Here is a 19915-nt window from a genome sequence, read left to right as displayed (position 1 = left end):
GGGGCGGTTCCTGCGGGCTAGTTCCAGGCCCGGGGCTTGGCGCTCAAGGGGCGATCGCCTTCTGAGCGGGCCAGCATCTTCGGAACTTCAATTCTCTTCGCCAGCGCCGGACGCCAGAAATAGGAGTCGCGCCCTTCTGCGCCGCCGTCTCTCTTGATCCTCAGCAGCACTCCGGTTTCGGCCGCAGGTTGATAACTGAACTTCGTAAGCAGCCGCGCTGCCCTTTTGACCTCGAGGCTGTAGCTGCCGTCCCCTTCCTCAATCAGGCGGTCCTTGTCCCCAAGTGCGACCACGCCGCGGTTGCGCTCGATGCCCTGCCCGTCGCGGCGCTTCTCCAGGTAGCTCAGCCAGATTTTGCTGGGTTGGCCCACCACAGTTCTCAGGCCCACCTCGTCCTCGTAACCCAACCGCCCGAAGGATACAGCCGCGATGTCGTCCCGGGTCAGTCCCGTGACCCCCTTGCCGTTGCCGTCCTTCACGGTGAAGTCGACGTGCAGGGAGCCGTCGTTGGCGACGGTCACCCAGCCTATCTTCAGTTCCATCCTTTCTGCCTGTTCTGTTGCAGCGGTTTTATGGGGAGCAGGTTTGCCTGCCGTGCCGGCCCGTTCTCCCGCCGCGGCGGTCAGCGGAGACGCGGCCAGAAGCGCGGTGGCGATGATGGTCATGATTGTGAGGAGATTTGCTTTTGCACGTTTCATAATGCCCTCCTGGGTGGGGCCTCCCCGGTCCAGCCGGGGGTACGGCCCCTGCGATATTTACAACGCTGTAAATCTGGTGTAAGGATAGGGCGCAAACAGTATCCCTGTGAAGGGCCACATTTCATAATTTTTATGGATACACTTCGTTTACAGCTTTTGTCCCCGCCGAGCGCGATGAGGGAGGGATCGCCATGATCTACCTGAACCCGGAATCAAAAAAGCCTTTGTATCAGCAGCTTTATGAGCAGCTGAAGCAGAACATCGTCACCGGGGAATACGAGAAGGGGAGCCGGCTGACATCGACCAGGGACCTGGCGAAAAATCTCTCCATCGCGCGCAACACGGTGGAGGCCGCCTACGACCAGCTCTGCATCGAGGGGTACGTGGAGGGGAGGCATGGTTCGGGGTACGTGGTGCAGGATCTCCAGGAAGACCTGCTGCATTTTCCCTGCATAACGGGGGACGACGAGGAGCCGCAGCTCCTCTCGGGGAGCGGCACGTGGGGGGAGCCGGATGAGCCGGCCCCGGCGCAGGCCAGGCCGGTGAAGTACAACTTCTCCTACGGCGATTTCGATCCGCACTCCTTCCCCCACGCCCTGTGGCGGCGGCTGAACAACGAGGTGCTGACCTCGCTGAAGGTCGACTCCATCGCCTATTACGGGGACAAGCAGGGAGAACTCCAGTTGCGGCGGGAACTGGCGAAATACCTGCGCCAGTCCCGGGGTGTCAAATGTTCGCCGGAGCAGATCGTGGTCGGCGCGGGACTCCAGGACCTGGCGATGATGATCTGTCTGCTGTTCCCGCTGGAGGAGCGGATCCTCGGGATGGAGGAGCCGGGTTACGACTTCACCAGGGTCATCTTCGCAAACCACGGCTACCGGGTGCTTCCGGTGCCGGTCGGCGAATCCGGTATCGACCCGGCGGAACTGAAGAAAAGCGGGGCGCGGCTGGCCTACGTGACCCCGTCGCATCAGCTTCCCACCGGGGTGGTGATGCCGATCCAGCACCGCATGAGGTTGCTGCAGTGGGCGGAGCAAAGCGGAGGGGTCATCATCGAGGACGACTACGACAGCGAGTTCCGCTACCGCACCCGGCCCATCCCGGCCCTGCAGTCGATCGATTGCCAGGAGCGCGTGATCTACCTGGGGACCTTCTCCAAGGCGTTCGCCCCGGGGCTGCGCATGGGCTACATGGTGCTGCCGCAATGGTTGCTGGCCAGGTACCACACCGTCTTCGAGCGCTACAAGTGCACCGTCCCCAGGCTGCAGCAGTACGTCGCGGCGAGCCTGCTGTCGGGGGGGCACTGGGACCGGCACCTGCGCAAGGTCTGCCTGGTCAACAAGAAGAAGCACGAGGTCCTGGTGCAGTCGGTACAAAGGGAGATGGGTGACCGGGTGCGGATCTACGGACAGAACGCGGGTCTGCACGTCCTTTTGGAGCACTTCACGGGAGAGACCCAGGAAGCGATGGTGGAGCGGGCGGCGGCGTACCAGGTGAAGGTGTCGCCGACCCGCCAGTTCTGGCAGAACCCGGAGTGCGCCCCGGAAAACCTGATCATGATCGGCTTCGGCGGCCTCTCCGCGGAAGAGATCGCCGAAGGGATCAGGCTGTTGCGGCAGGCGTGGTTCGGGTGAATCCGTTCACTAGGGCGCTGGCGCCGGGTTCCCCGGGACGACGATGCCGGCCCAATCCGTCGGTTCGCTCACTTTCAGCAACGGCGCGGTGAAAATCTCCTTCGGCGTCCAATAGCGAACACCGTAGGCAATGGACCCGATCGCCGCATCGACGGTGTCGTAGGTGCCGGGAACGGCCGTGATGCCGCTTTCATCCACGCCCGAAGCGAGGTTCAGTGCCTTGCCGGCGATGCGTCGGATCGCGGCATGGTTGATCCAGTCTTTCATCGCTCCCAGGTTGCACAGGGAAGTGCACCTGGTCGTCGCGTAGAACTGTTCCTGGAACAGGACCTTGCCCCCCGGATCGGCGGCGCACCAGGCGAAGGCCGCGTGAGCGGCGCTGTATTCGCCGTACCAACCGATGATGTACCTGTTGATGACTACGTAGACCCGGATCTCGTCCCCCCTCTGTTCATGCCATTTCGTGGCTCCCTTCAGCGTGCTCTTTAGGGAGGCGTCGAAATTGGACTTGTCTTCCGAACCGAACCCCGCGCTGGGAAATAAGCTGAGTTCTACCACCCTGACCCCGGAGTAGTTGAGGAAAACCTTGCGTACGTTTATGGGGCGCAGCGGTGTCGCTTGTGGCGGTTGCCGCACCGTGATGCCGGTTGGAGAGGTCGCGCCCGGGTAAGCGCAAGAGAGGAGCAGGCAGGAAACCAGCAAAGACGAGGCGAACAGGGACGTGATGCCGAGCCGACGGATAGCGCGCGTCATGATCCACTCCTCCAATGAGCTGAAGTAGCCCGCCTCTTTAATGTATCACCGATTGCACGTGATGCAGCCGAGGGGAGGTGCGAGGGGCGCCGGGGAGATTGTTTATGCTTAACTCTTGTGGTGCTGCCGCTTCGGTGGGCAGGCCCGGGGGGAGAGGGGGGAAAGGGGCTCTTAGAACGGGTACCCGAGCCCCACGAAGACCGCGGGGCCGTCTTTGCTGAAACCCACGTCGATGCGCCCGAGGATGTTGGGGCGCACCACGGCGCGGAAGCCGATGCCCGGATTCACCTCGATTTCGCCGGCCCGCAGGTCTCCCATCGTGTCCGCCACCCCGCCGATGTCCACGAAAGGCGCCAGTTCCCAGTCCGCGCGCACGTCGAAAACCTCCCAACGGAACAGCCTGATCCGCTCCTCCAGGTTGCAGACCACGTAGCTGTTGTCTATGAAGCGGTTCCTGCCGTACCCCCTGAGGGTGTTCTCGCCGCCCAGGATGCTCTGCTCCAGGAAGGGGATGGAACTCCCGCGTGCCTGTCCGACGGCGACCCTGCCGGCGCTGATGAAACGGCTGTCCGGGACGGGGAAGAAGCCCTTAACCTCGGCCTCGTAGCGCACGAAGCGCGCGCTGCTCCCCAGGCCGGCCAGGCTTCCCTCGATCGAGGCCCGGGCGCGGATGCCGGAACCGGACATGGTGGAGGCGTCGAGGGTGCTGTAGACCAGCGAAACGGATTGGGCGTGCGTGCTGAAGCCGTCGATACCGGGTACCTCGGCCGCGCTGAAGTGCTGCTGCAGGTTGGGGAGCTGTTTGACGGCCCCCTCGTCGATCTCCACCCTTCTCAGGCGGTCCCCCAGGTACAGGACGGTGTTGGCGGACAGCGGGTAACCCGCCGACACCGTGTAGCCGAACTCCCGGTCGGCGAAGTTGGTCTCGTCCTCGGCGCTGCTGCCCGCCCCGAAGCCGAAGAAGCGGGCCGAGCCGTCGGTGAAGTTGTAGACGAAGGCGTTCAACTCAAGCTTGCGCTCCATGAGGCTCTGGTCCCGGACCCTCACCTCGTAGTCGGAGTTCACCTTGCTGGATTTGGAGAGGTTGAACTCGATGCTGCGCAGGGGGGAGGGGTACATGGCGCCGTAGAGGGTCCCCGTGGTGCCGAAATTCTCGTTTCGGTTCACCTGCGGGGCGAACATAGCGGAAACCTCGTCCTTGTCGTTGTGCAAAAGGAACGCGGTCAGGGCGCCCCAGGTTACCCCCTCGTTGGGGCTGGAGGCGATCACGGGAAGCGGGATGGTGACCAGCTTCACGTACGGCTGCGCCGGAGAGGGCGCAGGGAGCACCGTGGACGGTAGGTAGCTGGTGCATCCGGCCAGAAGCGACAGAAGGATCAGCGATAACAGCAATAACGCGCGCATTGTGCTCCGTTTCAGGGGTGGCTCCTGGGAGGGCTGCGGGGAGGCCTCCTTCGGGCGGGGAAAACATAGCGGCTCCCCGTCCTTTTGACAAGAAAAAAAGAACGTTCTAACCACGGTCGCCCCCGCCCGGTCAAAAAAATGACTGGCGCAGCGCTTCAAAAATGACGTTGCCGCTCCCGCCGTCTCCTCCCTTCCCGGTCCACCCAGACCCCCGCTCCCCGTTGTATTCATTCCACTTTTTGCCCGCCACGGCGCCGCTTGGGCGTCCTGGGGGAAATGGCACACCGGTTGCACAAGGTCCCTCTGCAGAGTGAACCCCAGATCAGGCAAAGGAAACTGACGCATGGCCAACCCCACGACGGACGCCCTGGCGCTCCCGGGACCAAAAAGCAATTCGGACATCTACATGGCGGTGGCCCTGATCGGGGTGCTTGCCCTGATGGTGGTCCCCCTGCCGGCGTTCATGCTCGACGTCTTCCTGGCCACCAACATCACCGTAGCGCTCGTGATCCTCCTGGTCTGCCTGTACACGGTGCAGCCGCTCGATTTCTCGGTCTTTCCCTCGATCCTCCTGGTCACCACGCTGTTCCGGCTCGCCCTCAACATCGCCTCCACCCGCCTCATCCTGATGCACGGCAGCGAGGGGGTCGAGGCGGCCGGCGGCGTCATCAAGGCCTTCGGCCAGTTCGTGGTCGGCGGCAACTACGTCGTGGGTGCGGTCATCTTCCTGATCCTCGTCATCATCAACTTCGTGGTCATCACCAAGGGCGCCGGGCGCGTGGCCGAGGTGGCCGCCCGCTTCACCCTTGACGCCATGCCGGGCAAGCAGATGGCCATCGACGCCGACCTCTCAAACGGCATCCTGACCGACAAGGAGGCCAAGGCCCGGCGCAAGAAGATTGCCCGCGAGGCGGACTTCTACGGCTCCATGGACGGTGCCAGCAAGTTCGTGCGCGGGGACGCCGTCGCCGGCATCATGATCGTCCTGGTGAACATCGTCGGCGGCTTCGTGATCGGCGTCTGGCAGAAAGGGATGCCGCTGGACCAGGCGCTGCAGAACTACACCCTGCTCACCATCGGTGAGGGGCTGGTGGCCCAGATCCCGGCCCTGATCATATCCACCGCGGCGGGCATCATCGTGACCCGCTCCGCCGACGAAAACAACTTCGGCCACGAGATCGCCGGCCAGCTTTTGAACTACCCGAAGGCCTTCCAGGTCGCGTCGGGGGTCCTGTTCCTGTTCGCCATGATCCCGGGGCTGCCCCACTTCGCCTTCTTCCTCCTCTCGGGCGTCTCCTACCTGATCAGCAGGATGGCGGTGGAGAATAAGGCCGAGGTGGAGGACGTGGTGGAGACCTCGGCCGGGAGCGCCGAGGAGAGCGACCAGATCAGCAGCATCCGTCCGCTGGACATGCTGGAGCTGGAGGTGGGGTACGGCCTGGTCCCCATGGTGGACGCGAGCCAGCAGGGGGAACTCCTGGACCGGATCCGCTCCATCAGGAAACAGGTTGCGGACCGCATGGGTTTCATCGTTCCCCCGATCCACATCCACGACAACCTTCAGTTGAAACCCTACGAGTACAACATCCTCATCAACGGCGCCAAGGTCGGCGGCGGCGAGCTCTCCGGGCAGTACCTGGCCATGGACTCCGGCGGCGCGGTCGGTGCGCTGGAGGGGATCAAGACCACCGAGCCGGTCTTCGGGCTCCCCGCGGTCTGGATCAAGGGTAAGGAACGGGAGAAGGCGCAGGTTTCCGGCTACACCGTGGTGGACAACACCACCATCCTCGCCACCCACATCAGCGAGACCATCAAGAAGCACGCCCACGAGCTGGTGGGGCGCCAGGAGCTGCAGCAGCTCCTGGACAGCATCGCGGCCACCCTCCCCAAGGTGGTCGAGGAGCTGGTCCCGTCGCTGCTCTCACTGGGCACCGTGCTGCGCGTGGTGAAGAACCTTTTGAAGGAAAACGTTTCCATCCGGGACCTCCGCTCCATCCTGGAGACGCTGGCCGATTACGGCGGGGTGACCAAGGACCCGGAGATGCTGACCGAGTTCGTACGGCAGAGCCTGGGGCGCTACATCGTGGAGCAGTACAAGCGCGAGGACGACACCCTCTGCGTGCTCACCCTGGACCACGACATCGAGGAGACCATCGTCGACTCGGTCCAGCTCTCGGAGCAGGGAAGCTACCTGGCCATAGATCCGCACGTGGCGCAGCGCGTCCTGGCCGCCATCCGCAGGAACGCCGAGCAGTTCGACGCCATCGGCGCGCTTCCGGTCCTGATGGCTTCCCCCTCCATCCGCCGTCACGTGAAGAAACTCACCGAACGGTTCATGCCCAACCTGGCGGTCATCTCGCACAACGAGATCCCGCCCAACATAAAAATCCAATCCTTAGGCGTGGTGGTGAACAATGCTAGTTAAAACATTCCAAGCAGGCGAGATGTCGGAAGCTCTCAGGATGGTGAAGGCCGAGATGGGTCTGGACGCCATGATCCTCTCCTCCAAGAAGGAGCGCAAGAAGGGGATCCTCGGCTTCTTCTCGAAGCCTTATTACGAGGTGACCGCGGCCCTGGAGCCGAGACCGGTGCAGCAGCGCCCCAACCCCTACCGGGAGGAAGCGCCGCCGGTTCAGGAGCGCGAGCTCTCCACCCGCGAGGAGTTCCAGAACTCCATGCTGGGTCCCCTGGCGCGCGAGGTGCGCGAGCTGAAGCAGCGCATCGAGGCGCTCTCGAAGAAGGAGGCGCAGCAGGCGGTGCCGCAGGCGCAGCCCTCCCAGGAGCCCCAGCCGGAAAGCCCGGCGGGCCCGAGGACCTTCGGCAAGGAGGAGCTCGAGGAGATCAAGCAGCTCCTCTACAACGCGGTTTCCGGCAACAAGGACAAGGGGCCCAAGCCGGTGACCTTCCAACTGGCCGGGCAGGCGCTCGAGCAGACCGCGGTCAAGGTCGCGGCGCAGCCCGAACCGATGGCCGTCCCGTTCCCGGTGGAGCAGCTGGAGCAACCCCACCCCGCCTCCGCGCTCAAGCTGGTGAAGGGCGCCGACAGGGGGAGCGACGAGGAGCGCCTGCTGGAAAAGCTCGCCGATGAGCTCAGGGGCGAGGAGGTCGGCCCGATGGCGGTGCAGGCCCTGACCGAGTCGGTCCGTGCCGCAGCCGAGGGGGGGGTATCCCTGGACGAGCTCCGCTCGCTGATGGCGGAGAACCTGGCCGGCATGGTGAAATGCTCGGGTTCGCTGCGCATCAAGAAGAACGGGCCGCGCATCGTGGCCGTGGTGGGGCCGACCGGCGTCGGCAAGACCACCACCATCGCCAAGATCGCCGCCATGTACGCACTGAACCGCCGCGTTTCCGTGGCCATGGTCACCATGGACAACTTCAGGGTGGGCGCGGTCGAGCAGCTGAAGACCTACGCGAAGATCATGGACCTGCCGCTGGAGGTGGCCGGCAACTCGCAGGAACTCTCCGGGGCGCTGGCCCGCCATTCCGACAAGGACCTGATCCTCATCGACACCGCCGGGCGGAGCCCCAAGGACGCCGACCGGCTCGACGAGCTCAAGGGGTACCTCGAGACCCAGACCGGGATCGACGTTTACCTCTGCCTGTCGGCCACCACGAGGAGCCGCGAGATCGACGAGATCATCGCGACTTTCGGCACCCTGCCGGTGACCAAGCTCCTCTTCACCAAGCTCGACGAAAGCAGGACCTTCGGCTGCATCGTCGACACCTGTTTGAAGCACAAGATCCCTCTTTCTTATTTCAGCACCGGGCAGAAGGTGCCCGAGGACATCGAGGTGGCGACCTCCAGAAAGCTCGCCGCCATGGTGGTGCAGGAGTCCAACTGATGACAATGTCTTGCCTAGCAACAGACCAGGCCGAATCGCTCAGGAGACTGGCGGGTCGCGCCAAGACCGAAGTACCGGAGCAGCTCCAGCTGCGCGAAGGGCTCAGGGTGATCTCGGTCACCAGCGGCAAGGGGGGGGTCGGCAAGACCTCCGTCGTGGTGAATCTGGCCGCCTCCCTGGCCGCCCGCGGTGAGCGGGTCCTGATCGTCGACTCCAACCCCGGCGTCGGCGACATCTGCCTGCGCCTGGGCAAGGACGCCCCGTTCCGCATGGGGCAGGTGCTCTCCGGGGAGGTCCCCCTGAAGGACACGGTGGTGGAGCTGGGAGGCGGCGTCAGCGTCCTTCCCGCGGGGATGGATATGCAGCAGTACAGCGCCCTCTCCCCCTGGGAGCGCGGCGCGCTCTTGCAGGCGATGCTCAGGCTGCAGAACGATTTCGACTACTTCCTGATCGACACCGGCTCCGGGATCGCGGCCAACCTGACCGGCTTCGCCTCCCTCGCCCGGGAGATCATGCTGGTGGTCACCCCCGAGCCCACCTCGATCACCGACGCCTACGCGCTGATCAAGATGCTTTCCGGCCGCGACAGCTCCTTCCGTTTCAGGCTCCTGATCAACATGTGCCGCGACAACCAGGAGGGGGAGACACTCTTTTCCAAATTGGCCGCAATTACGGGCCGCTTTTTGCAGGTACAGTTTGACCATGCAGGATCGATCCTGCATGACGAGCTCCTGGTGGAGTCCGTGAGGCGCCGCGGGGCTTTATACCGCCTCTTCCCGGATGCCAAGGCGTCGACGGGGTTCAAAAATTTGGCACTAAAAATCAATGCGGAGCGGCCGGCCGGCGCAGGGGCCATGCCGGTGGCTCCGGTGGCATCTAGCACGATGTGGAGGAACCATGAACTGTCTTCTTAAGGCGTATGAGCATGAGGCGCAACGCGGGGTCCCGATGAGCCGGGACGAGCTGGTGGTCACCCACCTCCCGCTGGTTAAGTTCATTGTCGACCGGATCGCCTCGTCACTCCCCCCGCACCTCGACCGGGACGACCTGAGAAGCGCCGCGGTGATCGGCCTGATCTCCGCCGCGGAGCGCTTCGATCCCAGCCGCGGGGTACAGTTCAAGACCTTCGCGGAGCAGCGCATCCGGGGCACCATCATGGATGAGCTCAGGGCCCAGGACTGGCTCACCCGGAGCCTCAGGGACAAGTTCAAGAAGCTGGAGAAGGAGTTCTCCCAGCTCGAGCAGCGCCTGGGGCGCAACCCCTCCAGCGACGAGGTGGCCACCGCCATGGGGCTCGAGCTCAAGGACTACTTCCGGCTCCTGGAGGAGATCCACCTCCTCTCCTTCGTTTCCCTGGACGACGCCTGGCACGACGAGGACGGCGCTCCCTTCGGCCTTCTCGACGTCCTGGAGGACAAGGGTACCGAGAGCCCGCAGAGCCAGCTGATCGCGCGCCAGACCGTGGAGCGCCTCGCCGAGGCGATCGATTCCCTCCCCGAGAAGGAGCGCATCGTGATCACGCTCTACTACTACGAGGAACTGAACCTCAAGGAGATCGGCGCCGTGCTTGATCTCACCGAGTCGCGCATCTCGCAGCTGCACAGCCAGGCCATCGTCAGGCTGCGCGGCAAGATGAAGCGCGTGGCCTAGGGGGGAGCATGAACGCAGGTATGTACGCGGCCTTGACGGGCAACCTTTCGGCTCAGCGCAGGCTGGACGTGATCTCCAACAACCTGGCCAACGCCAGCACCACCGGCTTCAAGGCGGACCAGATCCAGTTCGAGAGCGTGCTGGCCAATGTCAAAAACTCGACGCAGGGGCCGGTGTTCAGCAACGACCGCTACTCCACCGACTACTCCGCGGGAAGCCTGCAGCGCACCGACAACTCGCTCGACGTGGCGCTGGAAGGTGACGGCTTTTTCGTGGTGAACACCCCCCAGGGGACCGCCTACACCCGGCAGGGTAACTTCCACCTGGGCTCCAACGGCAGGCTGGTCACCGCGGACGGCTACGAGGTGCAGGGGGGGGGCGGGCCCATCACCGTCCCCGGCAACGGCAAGGTGGAGATCGGCTCCAACGGGCAGGTGAGCGTGAACGGTAACGCCGTGGGGACCATCAGCACGGCGGACTTCGCCAAGCCGTACGCCCTCAACAAGCTGGGCAACGGCCTGTTCCAGCCGGCCGACCCCAACGCCGCGACCACCCCCTCCGCGGCCGGGATCAAGCAGGGGTACCTGGAGACCTCCAACGTGAAGGCGGTGGTGGAGATGTCGCGCCTGATCGAGGCTAGCCGCTACTTCGAGATCTGCGCCAAGGCGGTGAAGACCTACGACGACCTGACCGCCCGCGCCGCCAACGACCTCGGGAAGGTCTAAACCCCGTAGAACGTACAACGGCCGTCAAGCCGTTAAGGAGATTGCAATGATCAGAGCACTTTGGACCGCCGCATCAGGGATGCAGGCTCAGCAGCTCAACATAGACGTGGTGGCCAACAACCTGGCCAACTCCAGCACCACCGGCTTCAAGAAAAGCCGCGCCGACTTCCAGGACCTCATGTACCAGACCGAGAAGACCACCGGCGCCCCGGCCACCAACACCACCACCATCCCGACCGGCATCCAGGTCGGCCTCGGCGTCCGCCCAGGCTCGGTGAGCAAGATCTTCACCACCGGCACCATGGTGCACACGGGCAACGAACTGGACATGGCCATCGAAGGCGACGGGTTCCTCCAAGTGCAGCAGTCCGACGGCACCACTGCCTACACCCGCGCCGGGTCGCTCAAGAAGGACGGCCAGGGGAGGGTGGTCACCTCGGACGGACAGCCTATCGTCCCGGAAATCGTCATCCCCAGCAACGCCACCAGCATCAACATCGGAAGCGACGGCACCGTGTCGGTCCAGCAGGCGGGACAGACGGCCTCCACCACGGTGGGGACCATCCAGCTCGCCTCCTTCACCAACCCCGCTGGCCTGAACGCCATCGGCAAGAACCTCTTCCTCCCGACCGACTCCTCGGGTAACGCCACCACCGGCACCGCGGGGCAGAACGGGCTGGGGACCCTGGAGCAGGGATACATCGAGCAGAGCAACGTGAGCGTCATGGAAGAGATGGTGAGCATGATCGTCTCCCAGCGCGCCTACGAGATCAACTCCAAGGCGATCCAGGCCTCGGACGAAATGCTGCAGCAGGCCGCTGCACTCAAGAGGTAACCCCTGATGCGAGCGTTTTTGCTGGCTCTCGCGCTCCTTGCCCTGCCGCTGTCAGGGTTCGCCCAGGCGGCGGGCCCCGCCGCGGTCAACGTGGTGAGCGAGGCGACCGTCAAGGCGGCCATCAAGGACTACCTGGTGCAGAAGGCGGCTCCCTTGAACGCCGACATCACGGTCAAGAAGATCAACTACCAGGGGGACCTGAAGCTCCCCGCCGGAAAGGTGACCTTCGACGTGGTGGCCCCGGAGCGCTGGGAAGGGTACGGCCCCGCCTCGGTGGCCCTCATGGTGCGGGTCGACGACCAGGTGAAGAAAAACCAGACCGTGCTGGTCGAGGTAGAGGCGCTGGCCGAGATGGTGGTCGCCGCACGCACCCTGGAGCGGGGCGAGGTGCTCTCCGCCTCCGACCTCGCCATCGTGAAGCGGGACCTGGCCCAGGTGCAGGGGCGTTACTTCAACAACATCGACGAGGCGGTGGGGCTGAGGGTGAAAAGCACGCTCAGGGCCAACGCCCCGGTAAGAAAGGACAACCTGGAGAAGGTGCCCATCGTCAAGAGCGGTCAGGTGGTGACCATCGTGGCCGAGAACGACGTGGTGCGCATCACCGCGACGGGGCGGGCCAAGGGGGCCGGCGCTTCGGGCGACCTGATCACGGTGCAGAACCTCTCCTCGCAGAAGGAGATCGCGGCGCGGGTGGTCGACGCGACCACGGTAAAGGTGGATTTTTAGATGGACCGCAAGAAAGGCAACAGCTCGACCATAGTGAAGGCGGCGGCCCTGTGCCTGCCGCTGTTCTGGCTTTCGGCCTGCGCGCACCAGAGCGCCGAAGTGGCGACTCCCGCCTTCGACGAGCAGATCCCGGCGCCGCAGATGAACTACGCCTCGGGGTCGCTGTGGCAGGCCTCCTCCACGGGGCTCGCCGAAGACATGAAAGCGAGAAGGCGCGGTGACATCATCACCGTGGTGATCTCCGAGAACGCAAGCGCCAGCAAGAAGGCCGCCACCGGGACATCGCGCGACTCCTCGATCAGTGCCGGCATACCGAACCTGCTCGGCCTGGAGAAGACGCCCATCAAGAGCTGGGCCGACCTCGCCAGCCTCCTGAGCGCGAGCTACGGCTCCAAGTTCGACGGCGCAGGCTCCACCTCCCGGCAGGAGACCCTGCAGGCGACCATCTCCGCCAAGGTGGTGGACGTGATCCCCAACGGCAACATGCTCATCGAGGGGAGGCGCAACGTCAGGGTGAACAACGAGGACCAGATCATCGTGCTGACCGGCACGGTGCGCGGGCGCGACGTCAGCACCGACAACACCGTCAACTCGGCGCTCATCGCCGACGCCAGGATCTCGTATTCCGGCAAGGGGATCATCTCGGACCGCCAGAAACCGGGGTGGCTGATGAACGTGCTGGACAAGGTCTGGCCGTTCTAGGCGGACGGCGTGTTCGGGAATTGACGGTTTACCGTCAAAATCCCGACGCGGCGGCCGAAAAGGGTTAGGTGAAACGCTTGAAAATTAACGTTATTTCAAAAAGCTCGCTGGCACTGCTCATTCTTTTGCTGCTGCCCCAGTTTGCGCTGGGGGCGCGCATCAAGGACATCGCCGCGTTCGACGGCGTGCGCGAGAACCAGTTGATCGGCTACGGCCTCGTGGTCGGCCTGAACGGCAGCGGCGACTCCGACCAGACCAAGTTCCCGGTGCAGTCCCTGGTGGGCGCCCTGGAGCGGCTGGGGCTCACGGTGAACCGCGCCGACATCACGGTGAAGAACGTGGCCGCCGTCATGGTGACCGCCGAACTTCCCCCCTTCGCCAAGCAGGGGAACAAGCTCGACGTGCTGGTCTCCTCGATGGGGGACGCCAAGAGCCTCGCCGGCGGCACGCTCATGATGGCGCCCCTGAAAGGGGCCGACGGTCAGGTCTACGCGGTGGCCCAGGGGGCGGTCCTCACCAACTCCTTCTCCTACGGCGGGCAGGCCACCACCGCGGTGAAGAACCATCCCACCGCCGGCACCGTCCCCGAGGGGGCGCTGGTGGAGCGGGAGCTCCCCAACGTGCTGGCCAACCGCCCGGTGCTGAAGCTGAACCTGCACCAGTCCGACTTTACCACCGCCGCCAGGGTCGCCGCCGCCATCAACGGCCGCTTCCAGGGGGCGGCTTCGCTGACCGATCCGGGGAGCGTGCAGATCAGCATCCCGGGCGAGTACCAGAACCGGGTGGTGGAGTTCGTGGCCGACCTGGAGCGGCTCGAGGTTAACCCGGACGTGATGGCCAAGGTGGTCATGAACGAGCGCACCGGCACCATCGTCATGGGCGAGAACGTGCGCATCTCGACGGTGGCCGTATCCCACGGCAACCTGACCGTGGTGGTCAAGGAGACCCCGAAGGTCTCCCAGCCCGCCCCCTTTGCCAAGACCGGCACCACCACCGTGGTCCCGAGGACCGATTTGAAGGTCTCCGAGGAGAAGGTGAACCTCTCGCTGGTGCGGGAAGGGGCGAACCTAGGCGAGGTGGTGCGGGGGCTCAACACCCTCGGGGTCACCCCCAGGGACCTCCTCGGCATCATGCAGGCCATCAAGGCCGCCGGCGCGCTCAACGCCGAGCTGAGCGTGATGTAGTCAAGGAGCGGCCATGGACGTGAAGCCGATACCGGACAACGCGCTGCCGGTCACCGACCTGAAGGTGCAGAAGAGGCGCCAGGAGCAGAACCCGGAGCAGATCAAGAAGGTGGCGCGCGAGTTCGAAACGATGTTCGTCAGCATGATGCTGAAGTCTATGCGGGACACGGTGGGAAAGGACACCCTGACCGGCGGGGGGAAAGGCGAAGAGACCTTCCGTTCCCTGCTGGACCAGGAATACGCCAATGCCGCGGTGCAGGGGGGCGGCATAGGACTGGCACAGACCATAGAGAGGGAGCTGTCGCGCGCCTACGGCACGCCGGTTCCGGCTAAGGGGGTGCGGGATGCGGATTGAAGGTTCGGCTTACGTCGTCGACCTGAACCGATCGCAGCAGGTCCGTAACGAGGCGCAGCAGACGCAGGCGGTCCAGGGGAGCCGGCCGGCCGGCCGGGTGATCCCGTTCGACCGGGTGGAGATCTCGTCCCAGGCAAGGGAGTTGCAGAAACTCAAATCCGAGGTGGCGGCCATGCCCGACGTGAGGCTGGACCGGGTGGCGCTGGCCAAGCAGAACCTGCAAAACGGCGCCTACCGTGTGGAGGCGTCGACCCTGGCCCAAAAGATGATGGACGCGTACAAGTCGCGTTAAGGGGGAATAGATGGATCGTAACGTAGTCGAACTGATAGCTGCCCTGTGCGAGAAGGGGGTGCTCCTGGACCAGATGCAGGCGCTTTTGCAGGAAGAGCAGGAGTGCATGGTATCCCTGGATATGGCGAAGCTGGAGGAGAACCAGCAGGAGATCACCGCGGGGATGGAGCGCCTGGCCAGGCTCTCCGGGCAGTGCCAGCAGATGATCGCCGCCCTCGGCGCCGACCTCGGCATGCCGGGCAACAGTACGCTGTCGCCCATCATCGAGCGGCTCTCCGCACCGGAAAAGCAGGCGCTCAAGGAGGCGCAGGAGTCGGTCACCGGCAACGCCCGCGCCCTGCAGGGTGCGCTCGCGCTGCACAGGAGGCTGGTCGAGGACTCCCTGAACGTGGTGGGACGCTCGGTAAACTTCTTCAACCGTCTTTTCAACCCCAGCCAGACCTACGGGGGGGCGGGGGCCTTCGTGAACGCCGGGCGCGGCACCAGCGGCTTCGTCAGCAAGGAGATCTAGCATGGGCATCAACACCCTCTTCGACATAGCCTCTTCCGGCATCACGGCGCAGCGCCTGGCCATGGAGGTCACCGGCGAGAACATCTCCAACGTGAACACCGAGGGGTATTCCCGCCAGCGGGTGATCATGGAGAACAAGCCGGTCGGCACCTCCAACGGCTTCGCCCTGGGGACGGGGGTGGAGATCGCGGCGGTGCAGCGCAGCTACGACAACATGCTGCAGCTGCAGCTCGTGAACGCCAACAGCACCTACCAGGAAGGGCTGGCGCAGCAGTCGGCGCTGGAGCAGATCGAGCCGAGCTTCAACTCGCTCACCTCGGACGGCCTCGGGACCGCGGTCGCCAATCTGTTTGGCGCCTTCCAGGACCTCTCGGTCAACCCCTCCGGCGCCGCCGAGCGCCAGGCCGTGTTGACCCGGGCCCAGATCGCCGTCGACAGCTTCCACCAGGCCGATTCCGCGCTCGCCTCGGTGGCCTCGACCGCGGACGCCAACCTGGTCGGCATCACCGCCGAGGTGACCGACAACGCACGCAACCTCGCGCTGGTGAACCAGCAGATCATGGCCACCAGTGCGGTCGGGGGGAACCCCAATGAACTGCTGGACCAGCGGGATCTCCTGCTCAGAAAGCTCTCGGAGCAGACCGGCATCAGCTACAGCATCGCCAGCGACAACACCGCCTCGGTGACCCTGGCCGGCGGGGCGCAGCTCGTCTCCAGCACCAGGTACGCGACGCTCTACACCAACGCGACCGGCTCGCCGGCGACCAACGACATCATGGTCTCCGGGCTTGGCAACCCGCCCCCGGCCAACGCACCCGGCACCGACACCCTGGTGGGGACCGTCGGGGACGGCGCCACCGTCGGCGGCAAGCTCGGCGGCACCATGGAGGTGCGCGACAGCATCGTCCCGAAGTACCGCTCCCTCCTGGACGAGATGGCTAACCAGGTGGTCACCCAGGTGAACACGGTGCACAAGGCGGGATACGCCCTCGACGGCACTACCAACAACAACTTCTTCGACCCGGCCGGCGTCACCGCGGGGAGCATCGCGCTCGACTCAGGGATCTCGGCGGTGAAGATCGCGGCGGCCCTGCCGACCGCGACCGACCTGGCGCCGACCAGCAGCGGCAACAACGTGAACGCCGTGAAGCTCGCCAACCTCGGCAGCACCAGCTTCGCGTTCAGCACGGGAAGCGCCACTTTAGGCAACTTCTACAACTCCGTGGTCTCCCAGGTCGGCGTCGACACCGAGGGGACCCAGAACGTCACCTCCCAGAACGCGGCCTTCCTGAAGCAGCTGAACTCGCTCAGGTCCTCCAACTCCGAGGTCTCCCTGGACGAGGAGCTCCTGAACCTGACCAAGTACCAGCGCGCCTTCCAGGGCGCCTCCAAGGTGGTCAACGCGGGGACCGACATGCTGGACACCATCCTGAACATGGTCCGATAGGAGAGATGCTATGAGAATCACCCCCGGCATGAGCGCCGACAACGCCATTTACAACCTGCAGCAGGGGCGCACCGCGATCGACCAGCTCCAGGAACAGATCGCCTCGGGCTACAACATCAACCGCCCGAGCGACGATCCCCTTTCCACCAGGCAGCTCCTGGACCTGCAGGAGCAGATCGCCTCGGGGGACCAGTACAGCTCCAACATCACCAAGGCCGAGACGCTCCTGAACGTTACCAACACCTCGCTCTCCAGCATGTCGGACCTGATGCAGCAGGTGAAGAAGATCGCCGGGGACATGGTGGCAGGAACTCTGGACGCCGCCGGCACCGCGAGTGCGGTGACCAACCTGACCCAGCTCAAAAGCCAGCTGGTCGACATGGGGAACACCCGGCTGGGCGACCAGTACGTCTTCGGCGGCTTCTCCACCAGCCAGCCCTTCAGCTCCCTCGGCGTCTTCAGCGGCACCACCGATATCCCGCAGGTCGAGATCGCCCCGAACAGCACCGTGGGGACCACGGTATCGGGCGCCGACCTCCTGCTTGGCGGCAAACCGCAGGCTGCGGTGGGGAGCGGGGCCACCGCGGGGCAGGGGCCGGTCAACATCCTCGGTTCCATCGATGCCCTGATCCTCGCCATCAACAACAAGGACAGCGCGGGGATCCTGGACGGGGTCAAGAACGTGAAGGCCGGCGCGGACCAGATCACCGTTGCGCAGAGCGACGTTGCCGGGCGCCTGGTGCGCCTGGACAACATGAAGAGCATGATCGCCAACAACCAGAACACGCTGAAGACGGTCTTCGGAGACATCCAGAACGTGGACTACGCCAAGGCCGGGGTGGTGCTTTCCCAGCAGACCACCGCCTTCAACGCGGCGCTGTCGGCCACCTCCAAGCTGAGCCAGCTCTCGCTTTTGGACTACATGAAGTAGCATCCGCCGCGTACCCCCGCGTCACCAAGGGCCGTGTGAGCTGGCCAGGCTCGCACGGCCTTTTCAGTTTCTTTTTTGACGAAGGGCGGTGATAGCGCTAAAGCTTTCGGTGCAGCATCCGAAAAACAAACTATCTGCCGCAATCCGCAGGGGGAACCACATGATCAAGGTGACAACACGAGACGGCACCGAGATGTACCTGAACCCGGACCTGATAGAGATCATCACGGAGACCCCGGACACGCACATCACCCTTTCCAACGGTAACCGTTACCTGGTGCTGGAGCCGGCACGGGTGGTGATCAGCCGGATCGTCAACTTCAAGGCGCACCTGTTCCGGCAGGCCTCCTTCAGCGTGCCCCGGCGTTACCTGCGCAAAGGCGATGCGGAAGGCTACTACCCCAACTGCAGAATCTAACCGCCCGCAAGGGAGCGTTTTCGGGATCCAGGAATATTTATGGATTTATCGACCATAATCGGAATCACCCTGGGGCTCTTCGCCGTGTTCGGCGGCGCGGCCCTGGAAGGGCTGCACATGTCGGCGTTGATACAGCCGACGGCGGCCATTATCGTGCTCGGCGGCACCGCGGCGGCGACCATCGTCAGTTTTCCGCTGCCGATCCTGATGGCCGCGGTCAAGGACCTGAAGAAGGTCTTCATGCCCCCCAAGGAAGACCCCGAGGCGGTGATCAAGAACATCATCAACTACGCGGCCAAGGCGCGCAGAAACGGCCTCATTTCGCTGGAGCAGGAAGCGCAGACGGTCAAGGATTCCTTCACCAAGAAGGGGATCTCCCTGGTGGTGGACGGCATCGACCCGCAGAAGCTGCGTGAGACCATGGAGATCGAGCTCGGCTCCTTCGAGTCTCACGGCAAGCACAGCGCCGAGGTCTTCGAGTCCGCCGGCGGTTTCGCCCCCACCATCGGCATCATCGGCGCCGTCCTCGGCCTGATCCACGTCATGAGCAACCTTTCCGACCCCTCAAAGCTGGGGGGAGGCATCGCCGTCGCATTCGTGGCAACCATCTACGGCCTGATGACCGCCAACATCTTCTGCATCCCCTTCGGCACCAAGCTGAAGATCCGCCTGAAGGAGGAGCTCTTGCAGAAGGAGATGGTGATCGAGGGGCTGATCGCCATCCAAAACGGCGAGAACCCCCACTTCATCGAGCAGAAGCTCAGGGCCTACCTGCATGACGGTGGAGAGAAGAAGGGGAAGTAAATGGCTAAGAAAAAGGCCCAGCACGAAAAAGAGCCCAACCACGAGCGCTGGCTGGTATCCTACGCCGACTTCATCACGCTCTTGTTCGCCGTGTTCGTGACGCTCTACGCCATGAGCCAGACCGACAAGAAGAAGGCCGAGGAGGTGCTGGCCTCCATGCGCGAGTCCTTCGGCTACAGCACCACCTCCGCCGGCGCCAAGCCCACCGTGATCGACGCCGGTTCCATGAGCGTGATCCCCTCCATCCACAAGGTGACCCAGGCCCCGAAGCGGGCCACCTCCAGCAGGACCCGCGGCAGCGAGCAGGACTTCAGGGCCACCAAGGCCTCCATCGAGGCGTACCTCATGAAGGCGGGGGCGCAGAACAAGGTCTCCGTATCGGTGACCCAGCGCGGCCTGGTGGTGAGTCTGAAAGAAGCCGGGTTCTTCGACAGCGGGAGCGCCACCCTGAAGCAGAGCTCCCTGACCCTGTTGAAGGACGTGGTCGCCTCCCTGGCCAGCTATTCCAACTCCGTGCGGGTTGAAGGGCACACCGACAACGTCCCGATCAGCTCCGCCGCCTTCCCGTCCAACTGGGAACTTTCCACCGCGCGCGCCACCAACGTGCTGCAGTATCTCACCAAGCAGGAAGACTTCGACCCCGCCCGGATCTCGGCGGCAGGTTACGGGGAGTACCGTCCCGTCGCCGACAACAGCGACGAAGACGGGCGCGCCAAGAACCGCCGCGTCGACATCGTCCTCCTCTCCGAGCAGAGCGAGCGCAACGAGCCGTAGCCGGCTCGGCCGCGTGCGTCCGACCCGTCCTACCCTCCGACTGGCCAGACTGGTCAGACTCGTCAGACTCGTCAGACTGCGTCGAACCGACATGCTGCCGTCAAAGAAATGACCCACCCCCGCCTCGCTCCGGCAAACCCACATCTTTACAACTGCTTAGCCGCGGACTGCTCCCTCTGGTACGGTAGTTGCTGACGCGTAATGGTCGACCCATCACGACTGAGAGGTTT

Annotated in this window: 21 protein-coding genes; 18 read left to right on the top strand and 3 right to left on the bottom strand. The window is 64.3% G+C overall.

The genetic code is table 11. The annotated features are described in order from the left end of the window. Positions 1 to 17: 17 nt before the first annotated feature. Positions 18 to 698 (bottom strand): hypothetical protein, encoded by a 681-nt coding sequence (locus tag KOM00_RS15115; protein WP_216499767.1) that lies wholly within the window; start codon positions 696 to 698, stop codon positions 18 to 20. Between the two features lie 191 nt (positions 699 to 889). On the opposite strand from KOM00_RS15115, the gene pdxR reads away from it, so the two are divergent. Next, complete coding sequence (pdxR, locus tag KOM00_RS15110; RefSeq protein ID WP_216499766.1) at positions 890 to 2332, top strand: MocR-like pyridoxine biosynthesis transcription factor PdxR; 1443 nt, start codon at positions 890 to 892, stop codon at positions 2330 to 2332. A 9-nt stretch (positions 2333 to 2341) separates the two neighbouring features. Here pdxR and KOM00_RS15105 read toward each other — a convergent pair whose 3' ends face one another. Together KOM00_RS15105 and KOM00_RS15100 are read right to left on the bottom strand one after the other, a co-directional pair. Further along, positions 2342 to 3085, bottom strand: a complete 744-nt coding sequence (locus tag KOM00_RS15105; RefSeq protein WP_216499765.1) for a hypothetical protein — start codon at positions 3083 to 3085, stop codon at positions 2342 to 2344. Positions 3086 to 3256: 171 nt separating this feature from the next. Next, a complete protein-coding gene (locus KOM00_RS15100) occupies positions 3257 to 4489 on the bottom strand; it encodes a BamA/TamA family outer membrane protein (protein WP_216499764.1) in 1233 nt (410 codons plus the stop codon). 343 nt (positions 4490 to 4832) lie between these two features. Between KOM00_RS15100 and flhA the strand changes: the two genes are divergently transcribed. From flhA to KOM00_RS15015, 17 genes are all read left to right on the top strand, one after another. Continuing rightward, the gene (flhA, locus tag KOM00_RS15095) at positions 4833 to 6914 is read left to right on the top strand and encodes a flagellar biosynthesis protein FlhA (RefSeq protein ID WP_216499763.1); all 2082 of its coding nucleotides are present in this window, start codon (positions 4833 to 4835) and stop codon (positions 6912 to 6914) included. Then, positions 6904 to 8331, top strand: coding sequence for a flagellar biosynthesis protein FlhF (flhF, locus tag KOM00_RS15090; protein WP_216499762.1), 1428 nt, complete (start codon positions 6904 to 6906; stop codon positions 8329 to 8331). The genes flhA and flhF overlap by 11 nt, the downstream gene beginning before the upstream one ends. After that, positions 8331 to 9245, top strand: coding sequence for a MinD/ParA family protein (locus KOM00_RS15085; protein ID WP_216499761.1), 915 nt, complete (start codon positions 8331 to 8333; stop codon positions 9243 to 9245). The genes flhF and KOM00_RS15085 overlap by 1 nt, the downstream gene beginning before the upstream one ends. Next, positions 9229 to 9981 carry a FliA/WhiG family RNA polymerase sigma factor gene (locus tag KOM00_RS15080; RefSeq protein ID WP_199395706.1) on the top strand — a complete coding sequence of 251 codons (753 nt, stop codon included), beginning with the start codon at positions 9229 to 9231 and terminating at the stop codon, positions 9979 to 9981. The genes KOM00_RS15085 and KOM00_RS15080 overlap by 17 nt, the downstream gene beginning before the upstream one ends. Positions 9982 to 9989: 8 nt before the next feature. Then, positions 9990 to 10706: a flagellar basal-body rod protein FlgF gene (gene flgF, locus KOM00_RS15075; RefSeq protein WP_216499760.1), complete on the top strand. Its 717-nt coding sequence runs from the start codon at positions 9990 to 9992 to the stop codon at positions 10704 to 10706. 46 nt (positions 10707 to 10752) lie between these two features. Beyond that, positions 10753 to 11541 (top strand): flagellar basal-body rod protein FlgG, encoded by a 789-nt coding sequence (gene flgG / locus KOM00_RS15070; protein WP_216499759.1) that lies wholly within the window; start codon positions 10753 to 10755, stop codon positions 11539 to 11541. A gap of 6 nt (positions 11542 to 11547) precedes the next feature. Further along, positions 11548 to 12267, top strand: a complete 720-nt coding sequence (gene flgA, locus KOM00_RS15065; RefSeq protein WP_216499758.1) for a flagellar basal body P-ring formation chaperone FlgA — start codon at positions 11548 to 11550, stop codon at positions 12265 to 12267. Positions 12268 to 12300: 33 nt separating this feature from the next. Beyond that, positions 12301 to 12969, top strand: coding sequence for a flagellar basal body L-ring protein FlgH (locus tag KOM00_RS15060; protein ID WP_407931689.1), 669 nt, complete (start codon positions 12301 to 12303; stop codon positions 12967 to 12969). A gap of 92 nt (positions 12970 to 13061) precedes the next feature. Next, positions 13062 to 14153, top strand: a complete 1092-nt coding sequence (locus tag KOM00_RS15055; RefSeq protein WP_216499807.1) for a flagellar basal body P-ring protein FlgI — start codon at positions 13062 to 13064, stop codon at positions 14151 to 14153. Positions 14154 to 14166: 13 nt separating this feature from the next. Then, complete coding sequence (locus tag KOM00_RS15050) at positions 14167 to 14508, top strand: rod-binding protein (RefSeq protein WP_216499756.1); 342 nt, start codon at positions 14167 to 14169, stop codon at positions 14506 to 14508. Beyond that, the gene (gene flgM / locus KOM00_RS15045) at positions 14498 to 14800 is read left to right on the top strand and encodes a flagellar biosynthesis anti-sigma factor FlgM (RefSeq protein ID WP_216499755.1); all 303 of its coding nucleotides are present in this window, start codon (positions 14498 to 14500) and stop codon (positions 14798 to 14800) included. The genes KOM00_RS15050 and flgM overlap by 11 nt, the downstream gene beginning before the upstream one ends. Before the next feature lie 10 nt (positions 14801 to 14810). Then, on the top strand, positions 14811 to 15311 hold the full coding sequence (locus KOM00_RS15040) for a flagellar protein FlgN (RefSeq protein ID WP_216499754.1): 501 nt from the start codon (positions 14811 to 14813) through the stop codon (positions 15309 to 15311). Position 15312: 1 nt separating this feature from the next. After that, the gene (flgK, locus tag KOM00_RS15035) at positions 15313 to 16758 is read left to right on the top strand and encodes a flagellar hook-associated protein FlgK (RefSeq protein WP_216499753.1); all 1446 of its coding nucleotides are present in this window, start codon (positions 15313 to 15315) and stop codon (positions 16756 to 16758) included. Between the two features lie 10 nt (positions 16759 to 16768). Continuing rightward, positions 16769 to 17689, top strand: coding sequence for a flagellar hook-associated protein FlgL (gene flgL / locus KOM00_RS15030; RefSeq protein WP_216499752.1), 921 nt, complete (start codon positions 16769 to 16771; stop codon positions 17687 to 17689). A 160-nt stretch (positions 17690 to 17849) separates the two neighbouring features. After that, positions 17850 to 18107: a flagellar FlbD family protein gene (locus KOM00_RS15025; protein WP_216499751.1), complete on the top strand. Its 258-nt coding sequence runs from the start codon at positions 17850 to 17852 to the stop codon at positions 18105 to 18107. A gap of 39 nt (positions 18108 to 18146) precedes the next feature. After that, positions 18147 to 18911, top strand: coding sequence for a flagellar motor protein (locus tag KOM00_RS15020; protein WP_216499750.1), 765 nt, complete (start codon positions 18147 to 18149; stop codon positions 18909 to 18911). Next, on the top strand, positions 18912 to 19685 hold the full coding sequence (locus KOM00_RS15015) for an OmpA/MotB family protein (protein ID WP_216499749.1): 774 nt from the start codon (positions 18912 to 18914) through the stop codon (positions 19683 to 19685). It begins immediately after the preceding gene. Positions 19686 to 19915: the final 230 nt, after the last annotated feature.

Source organism: Geomonas diazotrophica (assembly GCF_018919385.1).
Taxonomy (GTDB): domain Bacteria; phylum Desulfobacterota; class Desulfuromonadia; order Geobacterales; family Geobacteraceae; genus Geomonas; species Geomonas diazotrophica.
The sequence above is the reverse complement of the archived record's forward strand: the minus strand, read 5'-3'. Positions and strand labels throughout refer to the sequence as shown.

Coding starts and splice junctions, on each gene's coding strand:
- flhA (WP_216499763.1), top strand. CDS start 4,833: ATGGCCAACCCCACGACGGACGCCCTGGCGCTCCCGGGACCAAAAAGC.
- flgG (WP_216499759.1), top strand. CDS start 10,753: ATGATCAGAGCACTTTGGACCGCCGCATCAGGGATGCAGGCTCAGCAG.
- KOM00_RS15085 (WP_216499761.1), top strand. CDS start 8,331: ATGACAATGTCTTGCCTAGCAACAGACCAGGCCGAATCGCTCAGGAGA.
- flgM (WP_216499755.1), top strand. CDS start 14,498: ATGCGGATTGAAGGTTCGGCTTACGTCGTCGACCTGAACCGATCGCAG.
- KOM00_RS15100 (WP_216499764.1), bottom strand. CDS start 4,489: ATGCGCGCGTTATTGCTGTTATCGCTGATCCTTCTGTCGCTTCTGGCC.
- KOM00_RS15115 (WP_216499767.1), bottom strand. CDS start 698: ATGAAACGTGCAAAAGCAAATCTCCTCACAATCATGACCATCATCGCC.
- flgF (WP_216499760.1), top strand. CDS start 9,990: ATGAACGCAGGTATGTACGCGGCCTTGACGGGCAACCTTTCGGCTCAG.
- KOM00_RS15015 (WP_216499749.1), top strand. CDS start 18,912: ATGGCTAAGAAAAAGGCCCAGCACGAAAAAGAGCCCAACCACGAGCGC.
- KOM00_RS15025 (WP_216499751.1), top strand. CDS start 17,850: ATGATCAAGGTGACAACACGAGACGGCACCGAGATGTACCTGAACCCG.
- KOM00_RS15080 (WP_199395706.1), top strand. CDS start 9,229: ATGAACTGTCTTCTTAAGGCGTATGAGCATGAGGCGCAACGCGGGGTC.
- flgA (WP_216499758.1), top strand. CDS start 11,548: ATGCGAGCGTTTTTGCTGGCTCTCGCGCTCCTTGCCCTGCCGCTGTCA.
- KOM00_RS15050 (WP_216499756.1), top strand. CDS start 14,167: ATGGACGTGAAGCCGATACCGGACAACGCGCTGCCGGTCACCGACCTG.
- pdxR (WP_216499766.1), top strand. CDS start 890: ATGATCTACCTGAACCCGGAATCAAAAAAGCCTTTGTATCAGCAGCTT.
- KOM00_RS15020 (WP_216499750.1), top strand. CDS start 18,147: ATGGATTTATCGACCATAATCGGAATCACCCTGGGGCTCTTCGCCGTG.
- flhF (WP_216499762.1), top strand. CDS start 6,904: ATGCTAGTTAAAACATTCCAAGCAGGCGAGATGTCGGAAGCTCTCAGG.
- KOM00_RS15040 (WP_216499754.1), top strand. CDS start 14,811: ATGGATCGTAACGTAGTCGAACTGATAGCTGCCCTGTGCGAGAAGGGG.
- KOM00_RS15105 (WP_216499765.1), bottom strand. CDS start 3,085: ATGACGCGCGCTATCCGTCGGCTCGGCATCACGTCCCTGTTCGCCTCG.
- flgL (WP_216499752.1), top strand. CDS start 16,769: ATGAGAATCACCCCCGGCATGAGCGCCGACAACGCCATTTACAACCTG.
- flgK (WP_216499753.1), top strand. CDS start 15,313: ATGGGCATCAACACCCTCTTCGACATAGCCTCTTCCGGCATCACGGCG.